The sequence below is a fragment of the Streptomyces sp. HUAS CB01 genome, assembly GCF_030406905.1.
Classification (GTDB): Bacteria; Actinomycetota; Actinomycetes; order Streptomycetales; family Streptomycetaceae; genus Streptomyces; species Streptomyces chengbuensis.
The window spans coordinates 3,427,278-3,453,456 of record NZ_CP129137.1; the positions used below are offsets into that span (position 1 = coordinate 3,427,278).

Annotated in this window: 20 protein-coding genes; 8 read left to right on the forward strand and 12 right to left on the reverse strand. The window is 73.1% G+C overall.

Features of this window, described 5'->3' with window-relative positions; all coding sequences use genetic code 11:
• Positions 1 to 187 precede the first annotated feature (187 nt).
• Positions 188 to 1,018, reverse strand: coding sequence for an LLM class F420-dependent oxidoreductase (locus QRN89_RS15090; protein WP_290349915.1), 831 nt, complete (start codon positions 1,016 to 1,018; stop codon positions 188 to 190).
• Between the two features lie 250 nt (positions 1,019 to 1,268).
• On the opposite strand from QRN89_RS15090, the gene QRN89_RS15095 reads away from it, so the two are divergent.
• The gene (locus QRN89_RS15095; protein ID WP_290349916.1) at positions 1,269 to 2,789 is read left to right on the forward strand and encodes a CehA/McbA family metallohydrolase; all 1,521 of its coding nucleotides are present in this window, start codon (positions 1,269 to 1,271) and stop codon (positions 2,787 to 2,789) included.
• A gap of 135 nt (positions 2,790 to 2,924) precedes the next feature.
• Here QRN89_RS15095 and QRN89_RS15100 read toward each other — a convergent pair whose 3' ends face one another.
• Positions 2,925 to 3,776: an SDR family NAD(P)-dependent oxidoreductase gene (locus tag QRN89_RS15100; RefSeq protein ID WP_290349917.1), complete on the reverse strand. Its 852-nt coding sequence runs from the start codon at positions 3,774 to 3,776 to the stop codon at positions 2,925 to 2,927.
• A gap of 106 nt (positions 3,777 to 3,882) precedes the next feature.
• Between QRN89_RS15100 and QRN89_RS15105 the strand changes: the two genes are divergently transcribed.
• Both QRN89_RS15105 and QRN89_RS15110 read left to right on the forward strand, forming a co-directional pair.
• A complete protein-coding gene (locus QRN89_RS15105; protein ID WP_290349918.1) occupies positions 3,883 to 4,344 on the forward strand; it encodes a MarR family winged helix-turn-helix transcriptional regulator in 462 nt (153 codons plus the stop codon).
• 178 nt (positions 4,345 to 4,522) lie between these two features.
• Positions 4,523 to 5,539 carry an alpha/beta fold hydrolase gene (locus tag QRN89_RS15110; protein WP_290349919.1) on the forward strand — a complete coding sequence of 339 codons (1,017 nt, stop codon included), beginning with the start codon at positions 4,523 to 4,525 and terminating at the stop codon, positions 5,537 to 5,539.
• 123 nt (positions 5,540 to 5,662) lie between these two features.
• On the opposite strand, the gene QRN89_RS15115 is transcribed toward QRN89_RS15110, so the two are convergent.
• The 9 genes from QRN89_RS15115 to QRN89_RS15155 all read right to left on the reverse strand — a co-directional run bounded on the left by QRN89_RS15115 (position 5,663) and on the right by QRN89_RS15155 (position 18,445).
• On the reverse strand, positions 5,663 to 7,222 hold the full coding sequence (locus QRN89_RS15115) for an APC family permease (RefSeq protein ID WP_290349920.1): 1,560 nt from the start codon (positions 7,220 to 7,222) through the stop codon (positions 5,663 to 5,665).
• Positions 7,223 to 7,477: 255 nt separating this feature from the next.
• Positions 7,478 to 8,983, reverse strand: a complete 1,506-nt coding sequence (locus QRN89_RS15120) for an aldehyde dehydrogenase family protein (RefSeq protein ID WP_290349921.1) — start codon at positions 8,981 to 8,983, stop codon at positions 7,478 to 7,480.
• On the reverse strand, positions 8,980 to 10,719 hold the full coding sequence (locus QRN89_RS15125; protein ID WP_290349922.1) for an N-acyl-D-amino-acid deacylase family protein: 1,740 nt from the start codon (positions 10,717 to 10,719) through the stop codon (positions 8,980 to 8,982). The genes QRN89_RS15120 and QRN89_RS15125 overlap by 4 nt, the downstream gene beginning before the upstream one ends.
• Before the next feature lie 653 nt (positions 10,720 to 11,372).
• On the reverse strand, positions 11,373 to 12,491 hold the full coding sequence (locus QRN89_RS15130) for an LLM class flavin-dependent oxidoreductase (RefSeq protein WP_290349923.1): 1,119 nt from the start codon (positions 12,489 to 12,491) through the stop codon (positions 11,373 to 11,375).
• Positions 12,492 to 12,605: 114 nt separating this feature from the next.
• The gene (locus QRN89_RS15135; protein WP_290349924.1) at positions 12,606 to 13,358 is read right to left on the reverse strand and encodes an SDR family NAD(P)-dependent oxidoreductase; all 753 of its coding nucleotides are present in this window, start codon (positions 13,356 to 13,358) and stop codon (positions 12,606 to 12,608) included.
• Between the two features lie 9 nt (positions 13,359 to 13,367).
• On the reverse strand, positions 13,368 to 14,291 hold the full coding sequence (locus QRN89_RS15140) for an LLM class F420-dependent oxidoreductase (protein ID WP_290349925.1): 924 nt from the start codon (positions 14,289 to 14,291) through the stop codon (positions 13,368 to 13,370).
• Positions 14,292 to 14,783: 492 nt separating this feature from the next.
• Positions 14,784 to 16,298 carry a helix-turn-helix domain-containing protein gene (locus QRN89_RS15145; RefSeq protein ID WP_290349926.1) on the reverse strand — a complete coding sequence of 505 codons (1,515 nt, stop codon included), beginning with the start codon at positions 16,296 to 16,298 and terminating at the stop codon, positions 14,784 to 14,786.
• 211 nt (positions 16,299 to 16,509) lie between these two features.
• On the reverse strand, positions 16,510 to 16,923 hold the full coding sequence (locus QRN89_RS15150) for a PaaI family thioesterase (RefSeq protein ID WP_290349927.1): 414 nt from the start codon (positions 16,921 to 16,923) through the stop codon (positions 16,510 to 16,512).
• A 301-nt stretch (positions 16,924 to 17,224) separates the two neighbouring features.
• Positions 17,225 to 18,445, reverse strand: coding sequence for an amidohydrolase family protein (locus QRN89_RS15155; RefSeq protein WP_290349928.1), 1,221 nt, complete (start codon positions 18,443 to 18,445; stop codon positions 17,225 to 17,227).
• A gap of 184 nt (positions 18,446 to 18,629) precedes the next feature.
• On the opposite strand from QRN89_RS15155, the gene afsR reads away from it, so the two are divergent.
• Both afsR and afsS read left to right on the forward strand, forming a co-directional pair.
• Complete coding sequence (afsR, locus tag QRN89_RS15160; protein WP_290349929.1) at positions 18,630 to 21,593, forward strand: SARP-family global regulator AfsR; 2,964 nt, start codon at positions 18,630 to 18,632, stop codon at positions 21,591 to 21,593.
• Between the two features lie 203 nt (positions 21,594 to 21,796).
• Positions 21,797 to 22,015, forward strand: coding sequence for a regulatory protein AfsS (afsS, locus tag QRN89_RS15165; RefSeq protein ID WP_290349930.1), 219 nt, complete (start codon positions 21,797 to 21,799; stop codon positions 22,013 to 22,015).
• A gap of 64 nt (positions 22,016 to 22,079) precedes the next feature.
• Here the strand turns inward: afsS and QRN89_RS15170 are convergent, their stop codons facing one another.
• Positions 22,080 to 23,651: a FadD3 family acyl-CoA ligase gene (locus tag QRN89_RS15170; protein WP_290349931.1), complete on the reverse strand. Its 1,572-nt coding sequence runs from the start codon at positions 23,649 to 23,651 to the stop codon at positions 22,080 to 22,082.
• Positions 23,652 to 23,733: 82 nt separating this feature from the next.
• On the opposite strand from QRN89_RS15170, the gene QRN89_RS15175 reads away from it, so the two are divergent.
• Genes QRN89_RS15175 through QRN89_RS15185 form a run of 3 tightly spaced genes read left to right on the forward strand, consistent with a single transcriptional unit; the run spans position 23,734 to position 26,116 of the window.
• Complete coding sequence (locus tag QRN89_RS15175; RefSeq protein ID WP_290349932.1) at positions 23,734 to 24,882, forward strand: lipid-transfer protein; 1,149 nt, start codon at positions 23,734 to 23,736, stop codon at positions 24,880 to 24,882.
• Between the two features lie 8 nt (positions 24,883 to 24,890).
• The gene (locus QRN89_RS15180) at positions 24,891 to 25,337 is read left to right on the forward strand and encodes a Zn-ribbon domain-containing OB-fold protein (RefSeq protein ID WP_290349933.1); all 447 of its coding nucleotides are present in this window, start codon (positions 24,891 to 24,893) and stop codon (positions 25,335 to 25,337) included.
• Positions 25,337 to 26,116, forward strand: a complete 780-nt coding sequence (locus QRN89_RS15185) for an enoyl-CoA hydratase/isomerase family protein (protein ID WP_290349934.1) — start codon at positions 25,337 to 25,339, stop codon at positions 26,114 to 26,116. The genes QRN89_RS15180 and QRN89_RS15185 overlap by 1 nt, the downstream gene beginning before the upstream one ends.
• Positions 26,117 to 26,179 lie beyond the last annotated feature (63 nt).

A 26,179-nucleotide genomic window follows, 5' to 3' on the forward strand; every position in this document is an offset into this window, starting at 1 on the left:
CGTGGCTCGTTGCCGGGTGAGATCAGGATCGCCGCCGCTCTGCGGGAGCCGGAGGAGCACGGTTGCCTCGCGCGCACGGGCCCGTCAGGCGGCGTACCGGACACGAAACCCCTGCCGGCCCCGGCGCTCGGCAGCCCGCTGTCAGCGGCTGACCGAAGCCGCACCGTCCGCCGGGACCGGTAGCGGGTCACACGTACTTCCCGTACTCGTCCAGCACCCGCAGCACCTCCCCCTCCCCCGCCGGCGGCAACTGCAGCACGACCTCCTCGCAGCCCAGTTCCGCGTAGTGGGCGAGCTTGCCCGCCGAGGGAAGGACCGCGTACGGGACGATCTGGAGGGCCTTCGGGTCGCGGCCCGCCGCCGACCAGGTCTCCCGCAGGACGGGGACCGATTCCGTGAGGCCCCGGCCGCCGATCGGGAGCCAGCCGTCGGCGTAGTCGGCGATGTGGGAGAAGAGCTTCGGGCCGGCCGCGCCGCCGACCAGGGTGCGGGGCGCGGGGCCGCTCGCCGGCTTCGGGTAGGCGTAGGAGGCGCGCACCGAGCCGAAGTCGCCGTCGTACGCGGTCGGTTCGGCGGCCCACAGGGCGCGCATCAGGTGCATGCGGTCGCGGCTGAGATCGCGGCGCGTCGACCATTCCACGCCGTGGTCCGCCGCCTCCTCCCTGTTCCAGCCGAAGCCGACGCCGAGGGTGAAGCGGCCGCCGCTGAGGTGGTCGAGGGTCGCGATCTGCTTGGCGAGGGCGATGGGGTCGTGCTGCGCGAGGAGCGTGATGCCCGTGCCGAGACCGAGGGTGGTGGTGACGGCCGCGGCCTGGCCGAGGGCGACGAAGGGGTCGAGGGTGCGGCCGTACTCGGGCGGGAGTTCGCCACCCGCCGGATAGGGGGAGGTCCGCTCGACCGGGATGTGGGTGTGCTCGGGCAGGTACAGCCCGGCGAAGCCGCGTTCCTCCAGTTCCCGCGCCAGCCGCAGCGGGGTGATCGTCTCGTCCGTCAGGAAGATCGTGGTCGAGATCCGCACAGCGGCTCCTCCGCCCTCGTCGGCTGTGGTGGTGGCGGGGCCCAAGCTACGCGCTGCGCCGCGAGATTCCGAGAGTGCGGGACCGGAAGGGGGACGGCGCGCGTCCCCCGCGCGTGACGGCGGAACGCCATGTCCCGGTCGTCCGTCGATCCCCGCCCCTTGCCGTCCCGTTCACGGCCGGGTACGAGGTTGAGGACACCAGGCACCAGTACCACTCCTGTCCCTCTCACCACCCCGGGGAGCCGACGGCATGTGCAACGAGGACGACGCGAACCTCAGCAGACGCGGACTGTTCGTGACGGGAGCGGCCGCCGCGCTTACGTTGGGCGGCGTGAGCTTCGCCGAGGCAGCGGGCACCGCGGCCGGACAGACCACGAAGGTCGTGCGCGGCACCCTGCCGCCCGGCTCCCCCGACTTCGTGTACCTGCCCGTCGAGGTGCCGCGCGGGGTCGCGGAGATCCGGGTGTCGTACACGTACGAGAGGCCGCAGGTCCCGGCCGGGACCCAGGGCAACGCCCTCGACATCGGCATCTTCGACGAGCGCGGCACCGCGCTCGGCGGCGAGGGCTTCCGCGGCTGGTCGGGCGGGGCGCGCAGCGAGTTCTTCATCCGCGGCGACGAGGCGACGCCCGGCTACGTCGCGGGGCCGGTACGGGCGGGCACGTGGCACATCGCGCTCGGCCCGTACACGATCGCGCCGCAGGGCCTCGCGTACACCGTGACCGTCACGCTCACGTACGGGAAGCCGGCGCCCACGCCGAAGCCCGTGTACCCGCCGGAGCGGGCGCAGGGCCGGGGGCGTGACTGGTACCGGGGCGACTGCCATCTGCACTCCTGGTACTCGGACGGCCGCCGCACCCCCGAAGAGATCGCGGCCCTCGCCCGGGCGGCGGGGCTGGACTTCGTCAACAGCAGCGAGCACAACACGCACGCGGCGCACGGGGCGTGGGCGGACGCCGCCGGGGACGACCTGCTGGTGCTCCTCGGCGAGGAGGTCACCACCCGCAACGGCCATGTCGTGGCGCTCGGCACCGACCCGGGCACGTTCGTCGACTGGCGCTACCGGGCCAGGGACAACCGTTTCGGCCACTACGCCCGGGCGATCCGCCGCGCCGGCGGCCTCGTCGTGCCCGCGCACCCGCACGCCACCTGCATCGGCTGCAACTGGAAGTTCGGGTTCGGCGACGCGGACGCGGTGGAGGTGTGGAACGGCCCGTACACCCCGGACGACGACGTGTCCCTCGCGGACTGGGACAGCACCCTCGTCGCCGCCGTCCGCTCGGGCGGCCGGTGGACCCCCGCGATGGGCAGCAGCGACGCGCACCGGGACCCGGACGCGGTCGGCACGCCGCAGACGGTCGTCCTCGCCGACGACCTGACGCGGGAGGCGATCCTGGACGGCCTGCGCGCCGGCCGGTCCTACGTGGCCGAGTCGTCGGCGGTGTCGCTGTCGTTCGCCGCGTACGGGGGCCGGGGCCGGCGTGCCGGTATCGGCGAGCGGCTCCGGGTGGACGCGGACGACCCGGTGACGGTCCGCCTGGAGGTCACCGGCGCCCCGGGCCGCACCGCGCGGATCGTCACCGACCAGGGCGTACTGCACACGGCGACGCTGCCCGCGGAGGGCACGGGCACGGTGGAGTGGCGTACGACGGCGGCGTACGCGGCGTACGTCCGCGCGGAGGTGCGGCACCCGGCGGTCGTGCCGGTCCCGGGCTTCCCGGGGCCGCTGGCGGCGTTCACGAACCCGGTCTTCCTGGGGCACCCGGGGTAGGCGCCACGAGGACCCGCGCCGGGTCGGCGGCCCGGCGGGCCCCCTCCCACGAACCCGGTCTTCCCGGGGCACCCGGGGTAGGCGCCACGAGGACCCGCGCCGGGCGGGCGGCACGGCGGCCCTCTCCGCGGCGGCTCACGCCACCCAGCCGCCCGTGGTCCCGAGCACCGCCGAGCCGTCCAGGTCGTTCAGCTTCATGCCCGTGAAGTCGCGGGCCCAGTCGGAGGTCTGGAGACGGAAGGCGGGCCGGTCCGCCGTCAGCGCCTCCAGTACGGCCGCGGCGGCCTCGTCCTGCGTCTGGGCGCCGGTCAGGAACTGGGCCACGGTGCGGTTGACGTAGGCGTCGAGGGCGGGGGCGTAGGGGCCGGCCGACGCGATCTCCGCCTCCAGGTCGAGGCCGACGTTGTTGACGAACTCGGTCGCCACCGCGCCCGGTTCGACGACGGACACGCTCACGCCGACGGACGCGGCGACCGGCGCCAGGCTCTCCATGTAGCCCTCGACGGCGAACTTCGCGGCGCAGTACGCCTCGTTGAAGGGCTGGCCGACGACGCCGCCGACGCTGGTGACGGTGATCAGCCGGCCGCCGGCCGCGCGCAGGTGGGGGAAGGCGGCCTTGGAGACGTTGAGGACGCCGAAGAAGTTGACCTCCATCACCGTGCGGACGTCGGCGACGGTGTCGTTCTCCAGGGTGCCGAGGTGCCCCGCGCCCGCGTTGTTGATCACGGCGTCGAGCCGTCCGTGGTCGGCGACCACCCCGTCGACCGCGGCGGCGACGGACGCCTCGTCGACGACGTCGAGCTGCCGGACGTCGAGCTCGACCCCGGCCTCGGCGGCGGCCTTGCGGAGCGCGTCGGCGCGGCCCGGATCGCGGAGGGTCGCGACGGTGCGCCAGCCGGCCTTCGCCGCGGCGACCGCGGCGGCCAGGCCGATGCCGGAGGAGGTGCCGGTGATCAGGACGACCTTGGGGGTGGTGGAGGAGGACATGAGGGTTCCTTCGGAAGTGGAGGGAAAGCACACTCGGGAGATCCGTGCGTGTACACACACCTTAAGCATTGTGTGTGCACACACGCAAGCCGGTATGATCGGAGGCATGGCGACCAGGAAACTCACCCCGGCGGAGATGCCCGAGGCCGATCACGCCTTCTACGGCCTCGTCTGGGCCGGGACCGTGCTCACCGAGCGCGTCGACCGCGCCCTGTCCAGGGCCCACGACCTGCCCGTCTCCTGGTTCGAGGTGATGCTCTGGCTCGCGAGCAGCGATGAGCCCGTCGCCGCCTCCGTACTCGGCAACAGCACCATGCTCAGCCGCAGCCAGGTGTCCCGCGTCCTCGACGCGCTGCAGGCCCGCGGGCTGGTCTCCCGTACGCCGTCGGCCAGGGACGCCCGTTCCGTCGAGGTCGCGCTCACCGCCGAGGGGCGCCGGGTCTTCGAGGAGGCCGACGCGACGCGGCGCGCGTGCCTGGCGCCCGTCTTCACCGATGTCCTGGACCAGCGGGACATGGAGGCCCTGAGCGCGGTCTGGCGCAAGCTCAAGGCGCACAAGGACGCCTGACGGCGAGGGCCGCGGGGCGGCTACGCGCCGCCCGGGACCGGACCCTCCCGGGAACCCGGCCTCCCCCCGCGGGACGTTCGCGGACCGCGGCTGAACGGTATGCCTGAGGGGTACCGATGACCTGCCCACGGGCCGCCGCCGGCACCTGGCCGGAGCCCGGGGCGCCCCAGGAGGCCGGATGTCCCCACCTGTCAGCTCTTCCGCCGAGACCGGGCAGCCGCTGCGGCACCGCCTGGTGGACACCCCGGGCGGACGCATCCATCTGGTGGAACAGGGTTCGGGGCCGCTGGTCCTGATGGTCCACGGGTTCCCCGAGTCCTGGTACTCGTGGCGCCATCAGCTCCCGGTGATCGCCGCCGCGGGCTACCACGCGGTCGCGATCGACGTGCGCGGCTACGGGCGGTCGTCGAAGCCCGCCGGGCGGGAGGCGTACGGGATGCTGGCCCATGTCGCCGACAACGTCGCGGTGGTGAAGGCGCTCGGCGCGGAGTCCGCGGTGATCGTGGGGCACGACTGGGGCTCGCCCATCGCCGCCGACACCGCCCTGCTGCGGCCGGATCTCTTCACCGCCGTGGCGCTGCTCAGCGTGCCCTACGCGCCGCGGGGCGGCGGGCTGCCGCCCACGGAGGCACTGGCGCTGCTGGGCGGGGCGGAGGAGTTCTACATCCAGTACTTCCAGGCACCCGGCCGGGCGGAGGCCGAGATCGAGCCGGACGTCCGGTCCTGGCTGGCCGGGTTCTACGCCGGCGCCTCGGGCGGGGTGAAGCCCTCGGCCGACGGCCCGCGCTTCTTCGTCCCGGCGGGGGGAAGGCTCCGCGACCGGTTCCCCCGCGGTCCGCTGCCGTCCTGGCTCACCGAGGAGGATCTGGACTTCTACGCGGGCGAGTTCGAGCGCGGCGGCCTCACCGGCCCGCTCAACCGCTACCGCAACATCGACCGGGACTGGGCGGATCTCGCGGCCTGGGACGGGGCGCCGATCACCCAGCCGTCCCTGTTCATCGGCGGGGAGCACGACGGGCCCACCCTGTGGATGGCGGACGCCATCAAGGCCTATCCGACCACCCTTCCCCGTCTGGTGTCCTCCCACATCCTGGAGGGCTGCGGCCACTGGGTCCAGCAGGAGCGGGCGGACGAGGTGAGCAGGCTCCTGGTCGACTGGCTGCGGGCGCTGCCGGGCGGCCCCGGGCAGCCCTGAACCCGAAGGGCCCGGCCGCTGTCCCGGGAAACCTCCGGGGACAGCGGCCGGGCCCTTCGCGGGCGGGCCGGACGGTTCAGGACCGCGGGCCGGTCCGGGCCGCGGTCGGTCGGGGACCGCCGGTCAGTCCGGGATGACCAGCGACGGGGTGTCCTTCCTCAGGACCTCGCCCCGGAAGAACGCCGGACTGCGCCGCTGCATGACCAGCATGATCACGCCGCCGAGGAGCAGCAGTCCGACGCCGATGACGAAGACCGAGCCGACGCCGAAGACCGCGGAGCCGGAACCGTACGCCGGGTCCCACATGTCGTAGAGCGTCTTGCCGAAGACCGCCGAGAGCAGCAGGCCGCCGAGGACGGGGAAGAGGCCCTTGAAGGCGAAGTCGCGGCCGGAGCGGAAGAGCTCTCCGCGGAAGTACCAGGCGCAGGCGAAGGCGGTCAGCGCGTAGTAGAAGCAGATCATGAGGCCGAGGGCGTAGATCGTGTCGACCAGGACGTGCTCGCTGACCAGCGTCATCACGGTGTAGAACGCGCCGGTGGCGACGCCAGCGACGACGGTGGCGCGGCCGGGGACCTTGAAGCGCGGGTGGACCTTGGAGAAGGACTCGGGCAGGGCCTCGTACGAGGACATGGCGAGCACGGTGCGGGCGACCGGGATGAACGTGGTCTGCAGGCTCGCGGCGGCCGAGGCGAGCACGGCGACGAAGAGGGCGACGCCGAGGACCGGGCCCATGACGGGGCCGGCGAGCGCGGCGAAGACGTTGTCGGAGGTGTCCGGGTTGGCGAGGCCGAGGCCCTTGTCGCCCGAGCCGACGGCCATCTGGGCGGCGACGCCGGTGGCGAGGTACGAGCCCACGAGGACGACCATCGCGATGAGGGCGGCGCGGCCGGGGGTCCGGTCGGAGCCGGTGGTCTCCTCGTTGGTCGACAGACAGGCGTCCCAGCCCCAGTACATGAAGATCGACAGCGACAGTCCGGCGGTGAAGGCCGCGAAGGACTGGACCGCGAAGGGGTTCATCCAGGACCAGGAGAAGTCGATGCCGGTGTCGAAGGCGCCGCTGCCGGCCTTCTGGAGGGCCATCGCGACGAACACGGCGAGGACGACGAGCTGGAGGCCGACCAGGGCGTACTGCACGCGCTTGGTGGCGGTCATGCCGCGGTAGCTGATCGCGGTGGCGACGGCGATGAGGACGAGGCAGGTGAGGATGTGGACGGCCTTGTTGCCGTCGAGGGCGGCGACCGACTCACTGCCCGTGATCTCCCCGGCGAGCAGCCAGAAGTACGACGTCGCGACGCCGGCGAGGTTGGAGAGCACGATGATCGTGGCGATCACCAGGCCCCAGCCGCACATCCAGCCCACGCGCGGGCCGAAGGCCTTCACGGTCCAGGTGAAGGAGGTGCCGGAGTCCGGCATCACCCGGTTCAGCTCGCGGTAGGCGAAGGCGACGAGCAGCATGGGCAGGAAGCCGGCCAGGAACACGGCGGGCATCTGCAGGCCGACCTCGCCGGCGGTGGAACCGAGGGTCGAGGTCAGGCAGTACACGGGGGCGACCGTCGAGATGCCGATGACCGCACTGCCGAGGAGGCCGACGGAATTCTTCTCCAGCCCCTTGGCCCGGACGCCCCCTTCAGAGCGTCCCCGTACCGTGTCTCCGACCTGGGGCCGCGTCTCCAGCTGAGTCATGAGGAGGACGTTAAGTGCTGCGGTTCCCGTATCCGGAAGGCTCAACTTCGGATACGGGACCTTGGATATCTATGCAGCCACGGAAGGTAGGCCACGGATTGAAAGGTCAGGTCGCGCCGAATATCGGCATTCACAGGCACCGGGCGGGCCGTTCCGGATTGCGAAAACCGCAGCCGTGTCCGTTTTGCCCGTTTGGAAAATTTCCCGTGACCTACGTCTCCCGGCCGCGGCCCGGCCGTCTCCCGGCCCGGCCGCTCAGCCACCGGGCCACACGATCGCCTGCAGCTCGCTGTAGGCGTGCAGCGCGTACGAACCCACGTCCCGCCCCACCCCGCTCTTCTTGAAGCCGCCGAACGGGGCCTCCATGTTCCGGCCCACCGTGTTCACGCCGACCCCGCCGGCCCGCAGCCGCCGCGCCACCCGGAACGCCCGGGCCACGTCGCCCGACCAGACGTAGTCGATCAGTCCGTAGTCGCTGTCGTTGGCCAGCGCCACACCCTCCTCCTCGTCGTCGAAGGGCACCACGACCACCACCGGGCCGAAGATCTCCTCCCGGACGACACGCATGTCGTTGCCGCAGTCCGCGAGGAGCGCCGGGGCGACGTAGAAGCCGCGCGCCATGGCGGGGCGCTCCCCGCCCACGACCAGGCGTGCGCCTTCCTTCCTCCCCAGCTCGATGTACGACTCGACGCGATCCCGGTGGGCGGCGGAGATCACCGGGCCCACCACGGTGTCCCGCTCCGCCGGATCGCCGACCTTCAGCCGGCCGGCGAAGGCGCCGAGCCGCTCGACCAGCCGCCCGTACACCCCGCGCTGGGCCAGCACCCGGGTCGGCGCGGTGCAGATCTGACCGCTGTAGAAGGCGAACGTCGTGCCGATGCCCAGGACCGCGGAGTCGAGGTCGGCGTCGTCGAACACCAGCGCCGCGCCCTTGCCGCCCAGCTCCATCAGCTGCCGCTTCATGCTCCGCCCGCACACCTCGCCGATGCGCTGCCCGACGGCCGTGGAACCGGTGAAACTGACCATGTCGACGTCGGGCGCGTCCACGGCGGCCTCCCCCACCTCCGTACGGGAACCGCTCACCACGTTGACGACCCCCGGTGGGGCGCCCGCCTCGGCGAGCGCCTCGGCCATCCGGTAGACCGACAGCGGGTCCTGCGGGGCCGGCTTCACCACGACCGTGTTGCCCATCGCGAGCGCCGGGGCGACCTTCCCCGCCGGGTTCGCCCACGGGTTGTTGTACGAGGTGATGCAGGTGACCACGCCCACCGGGCGGCGCGCGGCGAGCGCGCCGAAGACGCCCGCCCGCCCCATCGGGCCGGCCTCGTTGACCTGCGGCGGCAGGCCCCGCTCGACCGGCTCCAGCGCGCCCTTCGCGTACCGGCGGAACCGGGACACCCCGACCGCGACCTGCATGCCCCGCGCGGTCCCCGTGGTGGCGCCCGTCTCGGCCCGGGCGAGCTCCACGTGAGCGTCGAACTCCCGCTGGACGACGTCCGCGGCCCGGTCCAGGACCGCCGCCCGCTCCTCGGGGGCCGTACGCGACCACGCCTCGAACGCGCCCCGGGCGGCCGCGGCCGCCTCGTACACCTGGTCCCGGCTCGCCTCGGGCGCGAGACCGACGACCTCCTCCGTGGCCGGGTCGATCACCTCGTAGTGGCCGCGGCCCGGCTCGACCCACTCCCCGCCGATGAAGAGCCGCTGCTCGGGGACCGTCCGCGGCGCGGCGGACCGCCCGGCCGCCCGGAGCCCACCGGTCACTTGGTGCTCACCGTCCTGGTGTCGCGGCCGGAGCGCAGCACCCGGCCCGGCACGGCGCCGGTGACCCGGTCGTCGCGGATGGCCTCGACCCCGTTGACGCGGACGGACACGACGCCCGTCGCCCGCGAGTCCAGCCGCGGGCTGTCGCCGGGCAGGTCGTGGACGAGGGTCGCCGGTCCCGCGTCGATCCGCTCCGGGTCGAGGAGGACCAGGTCCGCGTGGTGGCCCTCGGTGATCCGGCCGCGCTCGCGCAGCCCGAAGAGCTGCGCCGGGGCGTCGGTGAGCATCTTCACGGCCGCCTCCAGGCCCACGAGCTTCCGGCCGCGCAGGCAGTCGCCGAGGAACCTCGTCGTGTACGGCGCCCCGCACATGCGGTCCAGGTGCGCGCCCGCGTCGGAGCCGCCGAGCAGCACGTCCTCGTGCTGCCAGGTCTCCGCCCGCAGCGCCCAGCTGGCCGGGTCGTTGTCGGTGGGCATCGGCCACAGCACCGTGCGCAGACCGTCGTTGGCGCAGATCTCCACCAGGCACTGGAAGGGGTCCTGTCCGCGTTCGGCGGCGATGTCGCGCACGACGCGTCCGGTGAGGCCCTCGTTCGCGGCGGAGTAGGTGTCGCCGACGACGTACCGCTCGAAGTCGGCGAGCCTGCGGAAGACGCCGGCCTCCTTGGACGCGGCGCGGCGCAGCATGTCCGCGCGGACGTCCGGGTCGCGGAGTTTCGCGATCCGCTCCGGTACGGGCAGGCCCAGGATCCCGCCCCAGCCGGGGATGAGGTTGAGGGCGCAGAAGGTGCCCAGCGACATGTTCATCGGGGTGAGGATCGGCATGGTGAGGGCGACGATCCGGCCGCCGGCGCGGCGGGCCCGTTCGCTCGGCACGAGCTGGCGGGGGACGCGTTCGGGTACGGCGGCGTCGACGGTGAGCACGTTCCAGTTGAGCGGCCGGCCCGCGGCGGCGCTCATCTCGACGAGCAGGTCGATCTCCTCGTCCGCGAACCGGTCCAGACAGCCGGCGACGATCGCCTCGAGCTGGGTGCCCTCGTGCTCGCCGACGGCCCGGGAGAGCGCGAGGAGTTCGGCGGGCTCGGCATGCCGGGAGGCCACGGGGTTGCCGTCGCCGTCGGAGTGGGTGGACGACTGGGTGGTCGACAGCCCCCAGGCCCCGGCGTCCATGGCGTCGTGGAGGAGCGTGCGCATCTGCCGGAGCTGCTCCTCGGTGGGCCGGCCGCCGATCGCGTCCGGGCCCATGACGTGCCGGCGCAGGGCGCAGTGGCCCACCATGAAACCCGCGTTGACGGCGGTACGGCCGTCGAGCGCGTCCAGGTACTCGCCGAACGTGTGCCAGTTCCACGGCGCCCCCTCTTCGAGGGCGACCAGGGACATGCCCTCGACCTTGGACATCATCCGCCGTGTGTAGTCGGCGTCCTCGGGGCGCTCGGGGTTGAGCGGCGCGAGGGTGAAGCCGCAGTTGCCGCCCACGACCGTCGTCACGCCGTGGTTCAGCGACGGGGTGGCGTACGGGTCCCAGAACAGCTGGGCGTCGTAGTGCGTGTGCGGGTCGACGAAGCCGGGGGTGAGGACCAGCCCGGTCGCGTCCTCGGCGGTCCTGGCCTCCTCGGTGACGGTGCCGGGTTCGGCGATGACGGCGATACGGCCGTCGCGGATGCCGACGTCGGCGGTGAAGGCGGGGGCGCCGGTGCCGTCGACGACGGTCGCGCGCGTGATGAGGTGGTCGAGCATGGTCGTCCCTTTCGCGTGCGGGGCGCTGCGCCGGCATCGAGGGCCGGGCGCCGGTGCCGTGGGCGCCGGGGCGGCGCCGGTGGGGTCGGGGGGAGCGTCGGGGTCGGGGGGAGCGTTTCGCTCGGGGGCGTTGGGATCGGGGGCGGCCGGGGTGGGTCGGGTCGGCTGGGGGCGGCGCCTGCGGCTGTGTGCGGACGCCTGGCGGGGGCGGGCCGGTGACGCGTGCGTCCGCCGGGCGGGCGGATGCGGGCCGGTGACGCGTGCGTCCGCCGGGCGGGCGGATGCGGGCCGGAACGGTCCGGGCGTACGGCGACGTGAGCGTGGCCCGGTCGGGGTGCGCCGCGGCCGGCCGCAGCCGCGTCGCCCTCCGACCGGGCCGGATGCGGGAGGCGGCCCGGGATGCCACCGCCCGCGGTCCTGGAGGCGGGGGTTCGCCCCGCCACGTACCCCCGGTCGGCGGATCGCCCGCCGCCGAAGCGCACGGACGCCTGCCGGCGGTCCGCTCCCCGGCCGCCACGCCCGTCCCGGACGAGGCCGGGCGCGGCCGGACCGGCCGGGAGCGGGGAACGCCCGGGGCCGGGGCGTCCGGGCCCGGGCCTTCGGACCGGCCGGGGCGGCCGCTCCGACCCGGGCGTCGGGCCGTCAGGCCCCGGTCACGCGGACTCGCGGAAGCGGGTCGTGCGGTGGACCGGGTCCGTGTCGATCTTCGGGATGACGTGCTCGCCGACCAGGCGGATCGTCTGGAGGGTGTCCTCCTTGGAGATCCCGATCGGCAGACCGAACGACAGCTGGTCCGCTCCCGCCTGCTCCCACCGCTTGCACTGCGCGAGCACCTCGTCCGGGTCGCCGCAGATGAGCAGCTCCTCCTGGATGAGGAGTTCGATGAGTTCCTCGCTGAACTCCGGCAGGGTCTCCGGCCAGACGGGGAAGCCCTCGGGCCGCGGGAAGGTGTCGTGGTAGTGGAAGACCAGCGACTGCAGGTAGTGCAGTCCGCCGCCCGCCGCGATCCGCACCGCCTCCTCGTGCGTCGGGGCGCAGACCGCGGTCGACGTCACCATCACGTTGTCGTTGACGTAGTCGCCGATGGGTTCGGCCTCGCGGATCGCGGTCTTGTACTGCTCCAGCACCCACTCCATGTCGGAGACCTTCTGGACGCTGAAGCCCAGCACGCCGAGCCCCTTGCGGGCCGCCATGGCGTAGGAGGGCGGGGATCCGGCCGCGTACCACATGGGCGGGTGGGACTTCCCGTACGGCTTCGGCAGCACCTTGCGCGGGGGCAGTGACCAGTGCTTCCCCTGGAAGCCCTCGTACTCCTCCTGGAGCCACATCTTGGGGAACTCGGCGATGGTCTCTTCCCAGATCTCCTTGGTGTGGTTCATGTCGGTGATGCCCGGGAGGAAGCCGAGGATCTCGTGCGATCCGGCGCCGCGCCCCGAGCCGAACTCGTGGCGGCCCTCGCTGAGGTGGTCGAGCATGGCGACCTTCTCGGCGACCTTGACGGGGTGGTTGACCTGCGCGAGCGGGTTGAAGATGCCCGAGCCGAGATGGATCCGCTCGGTGGCGTGGGCGAGGTAGCCGAGGAAGACGTCGTTCGCGGAGAGGTGCGAGTACTCCTCCAGGAAGTGGTGCTCGGAGGCCCAGGCGTACTTGAAGCCGGACGTGTCCGCCTGGATGACGTACTCGGTCTCCTCCATGAGCGCCTTGTGCTCGGCGAGCGGGTCGGTCTCGGCGCGCTTGCCGACGTATCCCTGAACAAAGAGCCCGAATTCCAAGGGTGTTCACCGTCCCGTCCTACGTTTCTGACGCATCGTCAGGTCCGACTCCGTCGACTGTTCCACCGTGCGTCCGGGGCGTCAATAGAGGGAAGCACCTTGCCTGACGATCCGTCAGAGAACGCTGACGCCGGCCAGCCAGCCGCCGTCGATGACGAACGGCTGCCCGGTGATGTAGGAGGAGTCGTCGCAGGACAGGAACAGCGCGAGCCGCGCCACCTCCTCCGGCTGCCCGACCCGCCCGAGCGGCACGAGCTGCCGGTAGAGCCCGTCCAGGGCGTCCGGGTCCGCGCCGTCCGGATTGCTCATCGGGGTGTCCACCGCCCCCGGGCACACCGCGTTGACCCGGATCCGCTTCGCGGCGAGCTCGATCGCGGCGACCCGCGTCAGACCGAGGATCGCGTGCTTGGTCGCGGCGTACGCGCCGACGTACGACATGCCCGTGAGCGCCGTGTACGAGGCGGTGTTGACGATCGTGCCCCCGCCCGCCGCCTCGATCTCGGGCGCGACGGTCTTGATACCCAGGAACGCGCCGACCTGGTTGACCCGGACGATCTGCTGGAACTCCTCCAGGGGCGTGCTGACCAGCTCGTTGAAGCGCAGGATGCCCGCGTTGTTGACCAGGCCGTCGATCCGGCCGAAGGCGTCCTTGGCCGCGGTCACCGCCGTCACCCAGCCGGCCTCGTCACCGACGTCGAGATGGACGTACAGCCCGCCGAGCTCCTTGGCCACCGCCTCGCCCCGGTCGTCGAGCACGTCGGCGAGGACGACCCGGGCGCCCTCCGCGCTGAAGAGCCGCGCCTCCTGCTCGCCCTGCCCGCGCGCCGCGCCCGTGACGATGAAGACGCGCCCGTCCAGCTTTCCCATGCCGTACTCCTAACGGTCGAGGTGCGGAGCGACGTCGGCGGCGAAGGCCGCCATCTGGTCGGTGAGTTCACTGCGGCTCCGGCTGCGGAACCGCACCTGGATCTGGTCCACGCCCATCGCGCCGTACTCGCGCAGCGACTCGGCGAGCGCGTCGGGCTTGCCGGTCAGCGTGCGCCGGCCCGTGTCCCAGCCGGCGTCACCGACGTACAGGGGCTCGGTGATCGCGCCGACGACGAGGGGGTCCTCGACACCTGCGTCCTCGCGCAGCGTCCGCAGCCGGGCGATCTGCCGCGGCAGACGGTCGCGCGGATCGCCCTGCGGCAGCCAGCCGTCCCCCTTGAGGGCGGCCCGGCGCACGGCGGCGGGCGAGGAGCCGCCGACCCACAGAGGCACCCGGGCCTGGACGGGCCGCGGTCTCTGCCCGAGGCCCTCGAAGGCGAACCGCTCGCCCGCGAAGCTCGGGAACTCCTCCGGCCCGAGCGCCGCCCTGAGCGCGTCGATCGTCTCGTCGAGCACGGCGCCGCGCCCCTCGAAGTCGGCCCCGACCGCTTCGAACTCCTCCCGCACATGCCCCGCGCCGACCCCGAGCACGAGTCGGCCGCCGGACAGATGGTCGAGGGTCGCGTACTGCTTGGCCGTGATCAGCGGATGGCGCAGCCCGACGACGGCGACATGGCTGAGCAGCCGCACCCGTTCGGTCGCCGCGGCCAGGAAGGACAGTGTGGCGACGGGGTCGTACCAGACGGTCGACATCGCCCCGGCGAGCCGTGCCGGTATGGCGACGTGGTCGCAGACGGCCACGTAGGCGAACCCGGCACGGTCGGCGGCGCGGGCGATCGCGACGAGATCGTCCGGGCCCGCGGCCGCCTCCCAGGACTCGGCGTAGAGGGTGCTCTGCGACTGAACCGGGAGCTGCATCCCGTACACCACCATGATTCGGCCCCTTCGCTCCCGGATCTGACGATCCGTCATATCAATTGGGACCCCATGGTCTTGGCTGGCGCCTGATCGGGCAAGGGGGTGTGCGGGTCCGCCGCCGGGGCGGGACGGCACATCTCCGGGCGCGTACGGGTGAGGGGCGGCCGGTGGCCGGTGGCGTGCGACCTGCGGACGTGCGGGCGTACGGGCGTACGGGCGTACGGACGACGGGGCCGCGGGGTACGCGGGGCGCGGGGCGCGGGGCGCGGGGCGAACGTACGAGGGGTACGCGGGGGCGGGGCGCTCGGCCCGGACAGGGGTGGGGCGGGGCCGGGACCGGGCCCGGCGCCTGGGAGGGGCGCCGGGGGCCGGTCGGTGGCCGCGGGCGGACCGTGCGCGGACCGGGGGCGTCCGGGCGTGCGCATACCCCCGTGACGCGGACGCCGTCACCCCGCGGTGCACGTGCTCGCAGCCGCACGGAGGGCATGCCTCCGCGACACCTGCACGTTAGGACGCGGCCCGGCCCCCGGGCCACCGTGCACGGTGATCAGTTTCGGCGGCGGGCAGTGCACGCTGCCCACCCGTCACGTCCAGCGCGTGGACGAGGTCGTGGATCCCCGAACCGGTCGTCAGCAGATCGCGGTTGAGCAGCCGCTCGGCGGCGCGCAGCCGGGACCGGACCGTGTTCCGGCTCAGCCCCAGCCGCGCGGCGGCCGCACGGGCGTCGGCGCCGGTGTCGACCCAGGCCTCGACGGTGCGGTGCAGATCACCGTTCCGGCCGGTGTGCAGCGGACCCATGAAGCTCTCCGCCCAGTTCACGGCGGGTGCGGTGCGCAGCAGTTCGGGCAGGGCCGGGGCCGGCCCGCGGCCGTCGGCGGGACCGGGGTGGACGGCGGTCAGCGACAGGGCCAGGTCCAGCGCTGCCCGGGTCCGCACATCGCCGAGGTCCACGCCCAGCGCCTCCTCCGCCCGGCGGCAGTGCGCAGCGACGGTGGTGCGGCTGATCTGCAGCAGCCGCGCCACGGCGGCACGGGGGAAGGTCACGGCCAGGCGCGTGACGTCCACGGTCGGCTTGGGCACGGCGCCCAGCGGCTCCAGGAAGGCGGACGCCCAGGCGGCCGCGGGCCGCCGGGGCAGGACCTGCACCAGGGACGGCCGGCCCCGGTAGACGGCGAGCCGGTCCGGCGAGTTGCGGGCGACGGTGAGGGCGTGCAGCGCCTCGCCGTAGGCCTCGCCCATGGCCGCGAGCGGATGCGGTCTGCTGACGCCGAGGGCGTATCCGGGGTTCTCCCGGACGAGCCTGCGCAGCACCTCGCCCTGCCGGAGCCGGCCGCCGGGTTCGACGTCCTCGGCGATGGGGCAGATCAGATGCTCCTTGAAGGCCGGGCAGTGCACCATCAGGGCGGCCCCGTGGTAGCCCGAGGGGTCCAGATAGGTCCGGGCCAGCCGGTCGCGGTCGGCGGGGGTGCAGTGCAGCAGATGGACCCGGACGCGCTCCGCGCCGAGCAGCGGCGGCACGTCGCCCGTGGTCATGCGCCGGGCCAGGGTGACGTCCCCGCTCATCAGCGCGGTCAGTACCGCGAACCGCAACTGACGGGACTTCGCCTCGTAGCCGCGTGCGTTCTCGTCCGCATCCCCCGCCCTGTCCAGCAGTTCGAGGAGTCCGCCGGCGTGCGAGGCGAGCACCGCCGCGTCGCGCGGAAGCGGTGCGGACGAGGCCGTCACGAGCACCGGGCGCGGCGCCCGCCCGCCGAAAGCCTCGAGACGCACCTCCCGGCCGTCCAGATGCGTCGTGGCGGCGGCCAGACCTCCGCCGGCCAGGGGTCCCGCGTGCTCGGGCAGCACGCGCGCGATCCCGGGCGGGAAGCCGGGCGTCGCGGCGTCGACCGCGCCCGCCCTGCCGACCCATGCGACGTCCGCCCCGACCCTGCCGCCGAGCCAGGCCAGCACGGCGGCCGGGCTGCGGCGCCGCACCACACTCAGCAGTTCGTCGAGTTCCGCCCCGTGCGTCCCCGCCTCCACAGTCGTTCCCACTCCTTCGCGGCGGTTCCCTCCGCCTTCGCGCACCACCGCGGACGGCGCCCGTCCGCGGTCCGGACCACCCGGAACGCCGGCCCGGACCGGCTGCGGTGCGCGTCGCCCTCGGAGCCGCGCACCCGCCGCGACGGGCGGCACCGGTCGGCCGGGACCGGCCGGGCCGGCCCGGAAGCCGACAGCGGAACCTTAGACGGCCCTACCCGAGCAGTGCGTACACGGTCGATGCTCGGGCGGCGGGCTCCTCGCCGCCGTGCGCCGTCATCGTGATCTCGGCGAACGCCATACGCCTGCCGAGCTTGGACACCCGGGCGTCGACGAGCACGTCCGCGCCCGTCACCGCCCGCTGGAACGTCGTCGACTGCTGGACCGTCGTCATCGGGACGAAACCTCCGCGGGCCGAGGACACGGCGATCACGGTGGCGGTGTCTGCCGCCGCCATCAGCGCCTGGCCGGACAGCGCGCCGCCCTCCCGGGCGAGCCGGTCGGTCCACGGCAGGCGGAGCACGGCGTGGAGTTCGCCCGTCTCGACGACGGTCAGACCGAGATCGAGCACCCAGGGGGCGAAGTTGTCGGCGAGGATCTTGTCGGCTTCTGCCGGAGTGAGCGTCATGTCCCGATGGTGGCGGCGGGCATGGGCGGATGTCCACGTCATGGGTGGATGTCCGTGCATGGGTGGATGGCCGTTCATGAGTGGACGGCCCGGGGCGGACGGCCCGGGGCGGACGGCCCGGGCATGGGCGGACGTCCACGTCACGGTTGGGCACCCCGGCGCGCGGGCCGATGCCCCGGGGCGCAGGGGGCTGCCAGGTCATCCGCGGACGTCCGGCACGGGCCCGCGGACCACGCCGGCCGCCGCACGTCCGGCACGGGCCCGCGGACCACGCCGGCCGCCGCACGTCCGCCCGGGCGGCTCAGGGGCCGGGCCAGAGCCCGTCCTCCGTCAGCCCCAGCAGGTCGATCGCGTTCCCGCGCACGATCCGCTCCACCACGTCGGGGGCCAGATGCCCCATCTGCGCCTCGCCGACCTCGCGGGACTTGGGCCAGGTGGAGTCCGAGTGCGGGTAGTCCGTCTCGTACAGCACGTTCCCGACGCCGATCGCGTCCAGGTTCCGCAGGCCGAAGGCGTCGTCGAAGAAGCAACCGTAGACGTGCTCGGCGAACAGCTCCGACGGCGGCCGGTGCACCTTGTCCGCGACGCCGCCCCAGCCGCGGTTCTCCTCCCACACCACGTCCGCACGCTCCAGGATGTACGGGATCCACCCGATCTGGCCCTCGGCGTACATGACGCGGAGATTCGGGAACCGCTCGAACTTGCCGCTCATCAGCCAGTCGACCATCGAGAAGCAGCAGTTGGCGAAGGTGATGGTGGAGCCGACGGCCGGCGGGGCGTCGGCCGACGTCGACGGCATCCGGGAGGAGGAGCCGATGTGCATGGCCACGACCGTCCCGGTCTCGTCGCACGCCGCCAGGAACGGGTCCCACGCGTCGGAGTGGACGGACGGCAGGCCGAGGTGCGGCGGTATCTCCGAGAACGCCACCGCGCGCACCCCGCGCGCCGCGTTCCGCCGCACCTCGGCCGCGGCGAGCTCCGCGTCCCAGAGCGGGATCAGGGCGAGCGGGACGAGCCGGCCCCGGGCCTCGGGCCCGCACCACTCCTCCACCATCCAGTCGTTGTAGGCGCGCACGCCGAGCAGCCCCAGCTCACGGTCCTTCGCCTCGGTGAACGTCTGACCGCAGAAGCGCGGGAAGGTGGGGAAGCACAGGGCGGACTGGACGTGGTTGACGTCCATGTCGGCCAGCCGGTCCGGGACGCTGTACGAACCGGGCCGCATCTGCTCGTACGTGATGACCTCGAGCCTGATCTCGTCGCGGTCGTAGCCGACGGCGGTGTCGAGCCGGGTCAGCGGCCGGTGCAGGTCCTCGTACACCCACCAGTCACCGACCGGCCCCTCCTCGCCCGGCGCGCCCATGACGGGGGCGAACCTGCCGCCGAGGAAGGTCATTTCCCTCAGTGGCGCGCGGACGACACGGGGGCCGCTGTCCCGGTACTTCGACGGGAGCCGGTCCCGCCAGACGTTGGGGGGCTCCACCGTGTGGTCGTCCACCGAGATGATCTTCGGGAAGGTCTCCATGCGTACCACGGTAGCGTTCATCTGACGGGTCGTCAGCTCCCTGTTCGGGCAGGATCCTGCAGATCCTGTGCAGAGCGTCACCCCTTGCTGACGAGCCCGGCCCCCACAAGGCAGACTGTCGGGGGCGAACCCGCGACACGAGCGGCACGAAGCGGGACGAAGGCGGTACCGGCAGGGGGTAGCGATGCACCGCGAGGACGGGCCCTCCGCACAGCCACACATTCCGGAGCCGCGGACTCCGGACCCGTCGGACAGCGACGGGCACCTGCGCTTCAGCGTGCTCGGACCCGTCCGCGCCTGGCGATCCGCACAGGCACTCCCCTCCGGATCACCCCAGCAGCGCGCCCTCCTCGCCGCCCTCCTCCTCCGCGAGGGCCGCACCGCCACCGCCGCCGAACTCATCGACGCCATCTGGGGCGAGGACCCGCCCTCCCAGGCCCTCGCCGCCGTACGCACCTACGCCTCACGCCTCCGCAAGATCCTCGACCCCGGCGTCCTCGTCAGCGAATCCGGCGGCTACGCCGTCCGCATCCCCGCCGACGCCCTCGACCTCCAGGTCGCCCAGGAGCTCGTCGCCGAAGCCGAGAAGGCCCGCGCCGGCGGCGACCGCTGCCAGGCCCGCGTCCTCATCAACAAGTCCCTCGGACTCTGGGACGGCGAACCCCTCGCCTCCGTACCCGGCCCCTACGCCGAGACCCAGCGCGCCCGCCTCGAGGAATGGCACCTCCAACTCCTCGAGACCCGCCTCGAACTCGACCTCGACGTCGGCTGCCACGCCGAAGCCGTCTCCGAACTCACCGCCCTCACCGCCGCACACCCCCTGCGCGAACGCCTGCGCGAACTCCTCATGCTCGCCCTCTACCGCAGCGGACGCCAGGCCGAGGCCCTCGCCGTCTACGCCGACACCCGACGCCTCCTCGCCGACGAACTCGGCGTCGACCCCCGCCCCGAACTCTCCGCCCTCCAGCAGCGCATCCTCCAGGCCGACACCGAACTCGCGCGCCCCGCCGAACAACCCGCACCCACAGCGCCGCAGCCCGCCCGGCCGGCACAACTCCCCGCCACCGTGCCCGACTTCACCGGCCGCGCCGCCTTCGTCCGCGAACTCGGACACCGCCTCGGCTCCGCCGACGGCACCGTCATGGCCGTCTCCGCCCTCGCCGGCATAGGCGGCGTCGGCAAGACCACCCTCGCCGTCCACGTCGCCCACGAAGCCAAACCCCACTTCCCCGACGGACAGCTCTACGTCGACCTCCAGGGCGCCGGCCACCGCGCCGCCGAACCCGAAACCGTCCTCGGCGCCTTCCTCCGCGCCCTCGGCACCGCCGACACCGCCATCCCCGACACCCTCGACGAACGCGCCGCCCTCTTCCGCTCCCTCCTCGACGGCCGCCGCATCCTCGTCCTCCTCGACAACGCCCGCGACGCCGCCCAGGTCCGGCCCCTGCTGCCCGGCACCGCCGGCTGCGCCGCCCTCGTCACCAGCCGCGTCCGCATGGTCGACCTCGCCGGAGCCCACCTCGTCGACCTCGACGTCATGTCCCCCGACGAAGCCCTCCAGCTCTTCACCCGCATCGTCGGCGAAGAACGCGTCACCGCCGAACGCGAAGCCGCCCTCGACGTCGTCGCCGCCTGCGGCTTCCTGCCCCTCGCCATCCGCATCGCCGCCTCCCGCCTCGCCGCGCGCCGCACCTGGACCGTCTCCGTCCTCGCCGCCAAACTCGCCGACGAACGCCGCCGCCTCGACGAACTCCAGGCAGGCGACCTCGCCGTCAAAGCCACCTTCGAACTCGGCTACGGCCAGCTCGAACCCGCCCAGGCCCGTGCCTTCCGCCTCCTGGGCCTCGCCGACGGCCCCGACATCTCCCTCACCGCGGCAGCCGCCACCCTCGGACTCCCCGAACACGACACCGAGGACCTCCTCGAAGCCCTCGTCGACACCTCACTCCTCGAATCCGCAGCCCACGGCCGCTACCGCTTCCACGACCTCGTCCGCCTCTACGCGCGTGCATGCGCCGAACGCGACGAACAGCCACCGGCCGAACGCGAGGCCGCCCTGTCCCGGCTGCTGGACTTCTACCTCGCCACCACCGCCCGCGTCTTCGCCCTCGAACGCCCCGGCGACCGCCTCGTCGACCACCTCGCCTCCACCGTCTACGAAGGACTCGCCTTCACCGACCGCCACGAAGCCCTCGACTGGCTCTACCGCGAGGCCAACTGCCTCCTCGCCTGCGCCCGCCAGTCCTTCGTCGGCACCAGGCTCCGCCGCGCCGTCGACCTGCTCTGGGCCGCCAAGGACCTCGCCGAGTCCGGCGCCAACAGCAAGCAGTACGAATCCACGGCACTCGCCGCACGCGACGCCGCACGCACATCCGGCGACGCCCACGCCGAGGGACGCGCAAGGACGACACTGACGAGCGTCCACCTCGTGGCGGGACGGTACGACGAGGCCGACGACGAAGCCACCCGGGCCCGCACCCTCGCCTCCGGCACCGGCGACCACGCCCCCGTCCCCTGGTCCGACAACGACCGCGGCATCATCGCCATCGTCCAGGAACGCTACGAACAGGCCGAGGAGCACCTCCTCAAAGCCGTCGAAGGCTTCCGCGCCGACGCCAACCTCGTCGGCGCCGCCAGCGCCCTGTGCAACCTCTCACGCGTCCACCTCCTCCTCGGCCGCACCGCCAGCGCCATCGACCTCGCCCAGCAAGGCATCGCCATCTACGACGGCATGGGCATCACCGTCAGGCTCGCCAACGGCCGCTACGCCCTCGGCGTCGCCCTCACCCACGCCGGACGCCACACGGAAGCCCTGGAACAGTTCGGCGACGCCCTGCGCATGTTCGCCGACGACCGCCAGCGCCTGTGGGAAGGCACCACCCACTTCCGCATGGCCGAAGCCCAGCTCAAGGCCCGCAAACCGGCCATCGCCGCCCAGCACGCCGAACAGGCCCTGGCCAACGGCTGCATCGGCGGCGACCGCATGCGCGGCAACGTCCTCACCCTCCTCGGCCGCGCCCTCGACGCCCTCGGCCAGACCGACCGCGCACGCGCCTGCTGGCGCGAGGCACTGTCCGTCTACGAACAACTCGGCGTGTCCGACGCGGACCAGGTACGAGCACTGCTGACGCCTCTCGCCGCCGCCTGACAGCCCCCCGACCCGCACGTTCAGCGTTTGTTTATGCCGACACGGCACTCTCGTACCCATCGGTCCGTCGCGTCGGGGGGCAGACGGGTCACGGGGGACTCACCACTAAGGTGAGCGGTCCCAAGACGCCCGTTCGGCGACCCACGGGGGAGTCGCCGAACGGGCGTTACCGATCGGATCCGAGACACTTCGGGGAGCAGACGATGAGCGAAGCACAGAAGAACGACGAGACCATCACCACGATGGACAACCACGTGCCGGCCCCTCCGAGGGACGGCGGCGCCACCACCCAGGACAACCACGTCCCCGCGCCGCCCAAGGACGGGAAGATCACCACGCTCGACAACCACGTGCCGGCCCCGCCGAAGGACGGCGGCATCACCACCATGGACAACCACGTCCCCGCCCCTCCGAAGCCCTGAGACCGCACACGACGGGGTGCGGCCGCGGCGGCGCGGAGGGGGAGCCGCCGCGGCCGCGGTGCGTTCAGCGGGCGTGCGCCTCGGCGCGCGCCCGCAGTTCCGTCTTCAGCACCTTCCCGCTCGCGTTCCGCGGCAGCTCCACCACGAACTCCACCGACCGCGGCACCTTGTAGTTCGCCATCTCCCGGCGCGACCAGGCGATCAGATCGTCCGCCGTCAGCGTCGAACCCGCCCGGCGCACCGCGTACGCCTTCCCCACCTCGCCCAGCCGCCCGTCCGGCACGCCGATCACCGCCACGTCCGCGACATCCGGGTGCAGACCGAGGAGCCGCTCGATCTCCGCCGGGTACGCGTTGAAGCCGCCCACGATGAACATGTCCTTGATCCGGTCGGTGATCCGCAGATTCCCCGCCGCGTCGAGGACACCCACGTCGCCCGTGTGCAGCCAGCCGTCCGCGTCGACCGCCTCCGCCGTGGCCACCGGGTCCTCGAAGTACCCCTGCATCACGTTGTGCCCGCGCACCAGGATCTCCCCCGGCTCGCCCGGCTCGGCCCGCACCCGCACCTCGGTGCCCGGGATCGCCCGCCCCGACGTCGCCGCGATCGTCGCCGGATCGTCCCCGCGACGGCACATCGTCACGATGCCCGAAGCCTCCGACAGCCCGTACGCCGTCAGAACCGTCCCGATGCGCAACTCGCGCCGCAGCCGCTCCACCAGACGCAACGGCACCACCGCCGCACCCGTCACCACCAGCCGCAGCGCCGACAGGTCGTGCGCGTCCCTGGCCGGGTGGTCCAGCAGCGACTGGTGCAGCGTCGGCGGACCCGGCAGGACCGATATCCGCTCGGACGCGATGTTCGCCAGTACCGTGTCGACGTTGAACACCGGCTGCGGCACCATCGTCGCGCCCCGCATCAGGCAGGCGATGATCCCGGCCTTGTAGCCGAAGGTGTGGAAGAACGGGTTCACGATCAGATAGCGGTCGCCCTCGCGCAGCCCCGCCAGCTCGGCCCAGATCGCGTAGCAGCGCAGCGTCTGCGCGTGAGTGATCACCGCACCCTTCGGCGCCCCCGTCGTGCCCGAGGTGAACACGATGTCCGACGGGGCCGACGGCTCCACCGCGTCCGCCCGCGCCCGCACGAGGGACACCGGCACCGCGTCCCCGCCCGCGAGGAAGTCCTTCCACGTCCGGTAGTCCTCCGGCGCGCTGTCTCCGAGCACCACCACCTGCTCTAGATACGGCAGTTCCACCTCGGCGCGCCGCAGCGAGGCCACGTACGAGGTGCCGAGGAACGTGCCGGTGATGAACAGCAGCTTCGCCCGGGACCGGGCCAGGACGTACGCGGCCTCCGTGCCCTTGAAGCGGGTGTTGAGCGGCACGAGCACCGCGCCGGCCGACACCGCGCCCAGCGCGGAGACGATCCACTCCAGGGTGTTCGGCGCCCAGACCGCCACCCGGTCCCCCGGCTCCACACCCGCGGCGATACAGGCGGCGGCCGCACGGTCGACGCGTTCGCCCAGCTCGGCGTACGTCACCCGGGTACGGCCCTCGGCCACGGCCTCCCGGTCGCCGTGTCGTTCCGCGGCACTCCGCACCAGTCTCGGGACGGAGCCCCACTCCAGATCGCCGCGCATAGCCCGGACCTCCCGCCGTCGCGTATCGCTTCTCGCACCCCGGTAGCTGACTGTCCGTCAGATTAGCTGTACCCTCCCCCGCATGGCGACCCTCAAGGACGCGACGGCGATAGCCGGAATCGGACAGACCGCCTTCGCGAAACACCTCCCCGAAACCGAGAAGACCCTGGCCTGCCGGGCCATCCTCGCCGCACTCGACGACGCCGGTGTGAGCCCCGCCGAGGTGGACGCCTTCGCCTCCTACACGATGGAGGACACCGACGAGGTCGAGATCGCCAAGGCGATCGGCGCGGGAGACGTCACCTTCTTCAGCAAGGCCGGCTACGGCGGCGGCGGCTCCTGCGCGACCGTCGCCCACCTCGCCGCGGCCGTCGCCACCGGCCAGGCGAACGTCGGCATCGCCTGGCGCTCCCGCAAACGCGGCTCCGGGCCGCGCCCCTGGAAGAACACCGCGGCACAACTGCCCACCCCCGGACAGTGGACCCGGCCCTTCGGACTGCTGCGCCCCGCCGACGAGATCGGCATGCTCACCCGGCGCTACATGCACGAGTACGGCGCCACCCGCGACCACCTCTTCAACGTCGCCCTCGCCTGCCGCAACCGCGCCAACCAGAACCCGGCCGCGATGATGTACGAGCGGCCGCTGACCCGCGAGATGTACATGACGGCGCGCTGGATCAGCGAACCCCTGTGCCTCTTCGACAACTGCCTCGAGACGGACGGGGCACTGGCCTGCGTCGTGGTCAGCGCCGAACGCGCCCGCGACTGCCGGCACCGGCCCGTGTACGTCCACTCCGTCGCCCAGGGCCTGCCGGCCCAGCACCACGGCATGGTCAACTACTGGAACGACGACCCGCTCACCGGCCCGGCCTGGACCGCGGCCCGGCACCTGTGGAAGACGGCCGACTTCGGCCCGCAGGACGTCGACGTCGCCCAGATCTACGACGCGTTCACCCCGCTGATCCCGCTGTCGCTGGAGGGATACGGCTTCTGCGGGCGCGGGGAGGGCGGGCCGTTCACCGAGGGGGGCGCCCTGGAGATCGGCGGTCGACTGCCGCTCAACACCGGGGGTGGCGGGCTCAGCGAGGCGTACGTCCACGGCTTCAACCTGATCAACGAGGGTGTGAAGCAACTGCGCGGTGCCTCCACGGCGCAGGTGCCGGGCGCGTCGACATGCCTGGTGACGGCGGGCGAGGGAGTCCCCACTTCGGCGTTGCTTCTGAGGAGTTGAACTGACAGATGACAGATTCTGACACCGCGTATCTGACACCCGTCATCGACGAGGACGGTGCGCCCTTCTGGGAGTACGCAGCCCGAGGACAACTCCGCGTCCAGGCCTGCGCCTCCTGCGACGAGCTGCGCTTCCCGCCCCGCCCCTGCTGCCCCCACTGCCAGTCGTTCGGCAGCACCTGGCGCCGTATGAGCGGCCGCGGCCGGATCTGGTCCTACGTCCTGCCCCACCCCCCGCTGCTTCCCGGCTACGCCGAGCAGGCCCCGTACAACGCGGTCGTCGTCGAGCTCGCGGACGCCCCCCACATCCGGTTGGTCGGCAACGTCGTGGCCGCCGCGGACGCCCCGCTGAACTCCGTCGACCCGGTGCGGCTGCGCGTCGGGGCCCCGGTGCGGGTGGCGTTCACGGAGGCCGGCGGCGGGGTGACCGTACCGCGCTGGCTGCTGGAGCGGTGATGCCGGAGTCCGGTGTGCGCGTGGAGCGGGACAAGGAGACCGGGGTCGCCGTCGTCACCCTCGACCGGCCGGACCGGCACAATGCCGTCGACCTCGCCATGGCGGAGGAACTGTCGATCGTCTGGCGGGAGTTCCGCTTCGACGACACCGTCCGCGCGGTGGTGGTCACCGGCGCCGGCGGGAAGGCGTTCTGCACCGGCATCGACCGGTCCGCGGTCGTTCCGCAGCCCGCGTCGCCCTACTCGGTGGACGATCCGCTGGTGCGGATCGGACCGAAGGCGAACGACCTGTGGAAACCGGTGATCGCGGCGGTACGCGGGCTGGCGTGCGGCGGCGCGTTCTATCTGCTCGGCGAGGCGGAGTTCCTGGTCGCGGCCGAGGACGCCGTCTTCTTCGACCCGCACACCACGTACGGCATGGTCAGTGCCTACGAGTCGGTGTACATGGCGATGCGGATGCCGTTCGGGGAGGTGGCCCGCACGGCGCTGATGGGTACGGCCGAGCGGCTCTCGGCCCGGCGGGCGTACGAGACCGGGCTGGTCAGCGAGGTGACCGCGCCCGGCGAGGAGGTGCCGGCGGCGGTGCGCTGCGCCGAGGTGATCGCCTCGTACCCGACGGGGGCGGTGCAGGGGACGGTCCGTGCGGTGTGGTCGGCGAAGGAGGCGGTCCGTGCGCAGGCGCTGGCTCACGCGCCGCAGCTGGTGACGTTGGGGAATCTGCCGCCGGAGCGGCAGGCGGAGCTGTTCGCCGCGCGGCGGCCGGGTTTCCGGTTGCGCTGAGACGTGCCGCTCCGGCGATCGGCTTTGAGCCGCTCCCACTCGTCCCGGGCCATCCCCCGAGTC